General features: G+C 70.4%; 2 protein-coding genes. Both read right to left on the bottom strand.

Annotated elements, in window-relative coordinates; all coding sequences use genetic code 11:
• Window positions 1-183: 183 nt before the first annotated feature.
• Window positions 184-1,050 carry a 50S ribosomal protein L11 methyltransferase gene (locus D7V88_RS39450; RefSeq protein ID WP_120545672.1) on the bottom strand — a complete coding sequence of 289 codons (867 nt, stop codon included), beginning with the start codon at window positions 1,048-1,050 and terminating at the stop codon, window positions 184-186.
• 83 nt (window positions 1,051-1,133) lie between these two features.
• A complete protein-coding gene (locus D7V88_RS39445; RefSeq protein ID WP_120545671.1) occupies window positions 1,134-3,737 on the bottom strand; it encodes a M16 family metallopeptidase in 2,604 nt (867 codons plus the stop codon).
• Window positions 3,738-4,074 lie beyond the last annotated feature (337 nt).

The following is a 4,074-nucleotide window of genomic DNA, read 5'->3' as shown; positions in this document are numbered from 1 at the left end:
CGCTACAGCCCCGCGCTTCATGCCCCGCGCCCCATCTGGGGCGACGCGGGCACGCGGACTGCAATGACTCCCGACACACGGCGGGAGTCGCGAGGTCCTGAGGTCAAGGGGGAAAGCCTCACGAGTCCAAGGCAGGGGTCGGGTTGGCGGACGGCACCGTTCGCGGCCCGACCCCCCTTTGTTTCAGCGCTGCAAGTCGATGCGCACCCATTCGCCCTGCTGCGCGCCCGCGAGCACCGTGCACCCGAGCTTGCGGAACGCGGCCTCCACGTCCACGCGCTGGTGCGCGAGCACGCCGGCCAGCACCAGCCGGTCCTTCGCCTTGGCGACGATGAGGGGCGCCAGTTCAATCAGCGTGTTGGCCAGGATGTTGGCGAGCACCAGGTCGAAGGTCTCCGGCACCTGCGTCAGCTCACGCTCGGAGATGTCCAGGTCCGGCGTCGCGTTGTCGGTGCAGTTCTCCCGCGCCAGCTCCACGCAGACGGGGTCGTTGTCGGTGCCCACGACAAGGCCCGCGCCCAGCTTCTTCGCGGCGATGGCGAGGACTCCCGTGCCGGTGCCCACGTCCAGCACGCTCGCGCCCGGGTGCGTGGCCATGAAGTCGTCCACGGCCGCCAGACACAGCGCGGTGGTGGGGTGGTCCCCCGTGCCGAAGGCCATCTTCGGCTCGATGACGATGCGCAGCTTGTCCTTGGGCGCGTTCTCCGCCTCCCAGGGCGGGCCCACCCAGAGGCGGCCCACCTGCACGGACTTGATGAGCGACTTCCACTCATTGCTCCAGTCCTGCTGGGGCTGCTCGTCCAGGGCGATGCGCGCGTTGGGATGGGACTCGGCGACCGCGTCGCGAGCGCCCTCCGCGGTGTCGCGGTCCTCGAAGTAGGCGACGACGATGGCCTCACCCGGGGCCGGCGCGCGCACGCCCGGCATGATGGGCATGTCGGAATCGCGGACTTCCAGGCCCAGGGCGCCGGACTCGTGGAGGAGGTCCTGGAGGATCTCGGACGCTTCCTCCGCGATATCCACGGTGAGTGAAAGGTAGGTCTGGGACATGCGCCCCTTCTACCCCAGCCGGTGCGGCGTGGAAGCGCCGTTGGACGCTCCCACGCACGTCAGCCCCGACCCCGGCCGTGTCGCTACGGCCCCACGACGGCCATCGCCACGCGGTCGAAGTCGATGACCCGGCGGGCCACCTCCTGCACGTCCGCGGCGGTCACCTTCGCCACGTGCTCGGAGTAGTGCAGGAAGTTGTCCAGTCCCACGCCGTAGCAGGTGTCCAGCGCGAGCAGCGTCGCGCGGGTGCTGTTGCGCTGAAGGTCGATTTCGTACGAGCCGATGATGTGCTGCTTGGCGCGCTCCAGCTCCGCGTCCGGAATCGGTTCGTCGCGGATGCGCTCCAGTTCCTTGCGCATGCCCGCCACGGCCGCGTCCACCTTCTCCGGGCTCGTGCCCATGTAGACGGCGAAGTAGCCCGGATCCAACCCGTCCATGGAGAAGCTGCTCACGCTGTAGGCCATGGAGCGCTTGTCGCGCAGCTCGACGAAGAGCCGGCCGCCCTGACCCGACAGCACCGTGGACAGCACGTCCAGCGTGATGCGCCACCGGTCCGTCAGCCGCGCCGCCTGGAAGCCCATCACCAGGTGCGTCTGCGCGCGCGCCAGCTCCTTCTTCTCCGAGCGCGGAGCCGAAGGAGGCGCTTCCGGCAGCACCTGCTTGGGTGCCACCGCGCCGCCGCGCGATTTTCCGAAGAATTCGAGCGCCAGCGCCCGCACCTCCTCCACGCGCACGTCGCCCACCACGCTGAGCGTCATCTGCGAAGGGTCCATGTGCTGCCGGTGGTACGCGCGGAGCTGATCCGGCCCCAGCTTCTCCACCGACGCCTTCTCACCCGTGAGCGGCAGGCGGTACGGGTGCTCGCGGTACAGCGTGCGCGCGAACAGTTCGAAGGCGAGGCTGGACGGCTTGTCCTCGCGGGTGAGGATGTCCTGGAGCAGCAGCGAGCGCTCCCGGGCCACCTCCTCCTCGCGGAAGGACGGGTTGAGCAGGCAGTCCGCGAACAGCCGGAAGCCGGGCTCGAAGTAGCGCGACAGGAAGTCCGCCTTCAGGCTGACGGAGTTGCGGCCGCCCTGGGCGCTGACGTTGCCCGCGTAGATGTCACTGAGCTGGGAGATTTCATCCGAGCTCAGCGTGGTGGTGCCGCGCGTGAGGGTGCGGCTCACCAGGGTGGTGATGCCGTTGTCCTCGGCCGTCTCGTAGCGCAGGCCGCCGGTGAAGGCCGCGCGCATGGAGAACAGCGGCACGTGGGGCTCCACGCGCACCACCAGCGTCGCGCCGGAGGGCAGCTTCTCCTGGTACACCTCCGAGCGCGCGGACGCCGCCGTGCTCCGGGCCGGACGCGCCGGGGCGTCGGGGGGCACGGGCCGGGCGGTGCGCTCCGGGGGCGTGAGGCCGGGGCTCTTCGCCGCTTCGTCCAGCGCGGCGTTCACCACGGCCTCCGTCAGCTCCGCGGAGGGCGGCACGAGCGCGGTGACGACGGCGTGCTCCAGCCGCAGGTACTTCTGGGCCACGCGGCGCAGGTCCTCGAGCGTCAGCCCGCGGATGTGCTCCATGTAGCGGGCCTCGGACTCCAGGCCGCCGGGGCTCGTCTGGTACGAGCCCAGGTTGCGCGCGGTGCCCTGCACGGTCTCCTTGCGGTAGACGGACTCCGCCTCCACCGCCGCCTTGAGCGTGCGCAGCTCCTCCTCCGGCACCAGCGTGGTGCGCAGCGCCTCCAGCACGCGCGCCGTCTGCGTGAGCGCCTTCGCGGCCTGGGCCGGCGGCAGCGTCAGGCCCACGGAGAAGATGCCCGGGTCCTTGGGCGTGTACGCGGACGCGTGGATGTCATTGACCAGGTGCTGACGGTGCTTCACCTCGCGCACCAGCCACGACGACTCACCCTGGCCCACGACCATCGCCAGCATGTCCAGCGCGGGCACGTCCGGGTGCTCCAGCTCCGGGATGGCGAACGACAGGTGCAGGTACGCTTCCTTCACGTCCTCCGTCTGCACGTGGACGCGCCGGCCGGTGGGCGCGGCGTCCCGGGGGCGCTCCACCGGGCCCGCGTAGGGCCGGCCCCAGTCACCGCCGAAGATCTCTTCCACCCACTCGCGCAGCTCCGACTCGCGCAGGTCGCCCGCGACGGACAGCACCAGGTTCTTGGGCGTGTAGTGCCGGTGGTAGAACTCCAGCACCTTCTCGCGGGTGAACCCGCGCACGCTCTCCTCGGTGCCGATGACAGGCAGCCGGTAGGGGTGCGTCTGGAAGGCGGTGGAGAACAGCGCGCGCGAGGCCCGGCGCGACGGAGAATCGAAGCTGCGCTTGATCTCCTCGCACACCACCTCGATTTCGCGCGCCAGTTCGTCCTTGTCGAACGCGGAGCGGCGCACCGCGTCCCCCAGGATGTCCAGGCCCGTGCGGGCGAACTGGCTGGCGATGACGATGTGGTAGACGGTCTGGTCGAAGGACGTCCAGGCGTTGATCTCCCCGCCGTGCGCCTCGATGTCGCGGGCGATTTCACCGGGGCCGCGCCGCTCCGTGCCCTTGAAGAGCATGTGCTCGTGCAGGTGGGCGAGCCCGGCCTGGTCGGGCCGCTCGTCCGCGCTGCCGGCCTTGACCCAGACCTGGAAGGCCGCGACCTTGGCGGCGTGCTGCTCTTCGAAAACGACGGTGAGACCGTTGGGCAGGGCGTAGCGGATGGCCATAGGGAGCGTCCGAAGCTGTCACCGCCCCCCCGGGGAGGCAAGGCGAGGTGTACGAGGTGTGATGTTTGCCCCATTGGCTAACGCCCGGCGCCCCCCGCGTCGAGCGGACCGTGCCGCCTTCCTCCCGCCAGGCAGGCGAAGCGACGGCGGGTGTGTCGCGTAACTGGTGGAAACCCCCCGCCGCCAGTAACCTGGGAAGCGCACATGCCGTCCCCTCCGGATGAGGCGGATCCGTTCGCGGACCTCAAGGATTTGCTGGATGACGGCGACGCCCCGGTGGCGACGCCCGCCCCGGCGCCCTCCAGGCCCATCACGGTTCCCAAGCCTCCCACCAGCG

The organism is Corallococcus terminator (assembly GCF_003611635.1).
Lineage (GTDB): Bacteria > Myxococcota > Myxococcia > Myxococcales > Myxococcaceae > Corallococcus > Corallococcus terminator.
Note: the sequence above shows the minus strand (reverse complement) of the source record. Positions and strands in the feature narration are given on the sequence as shown.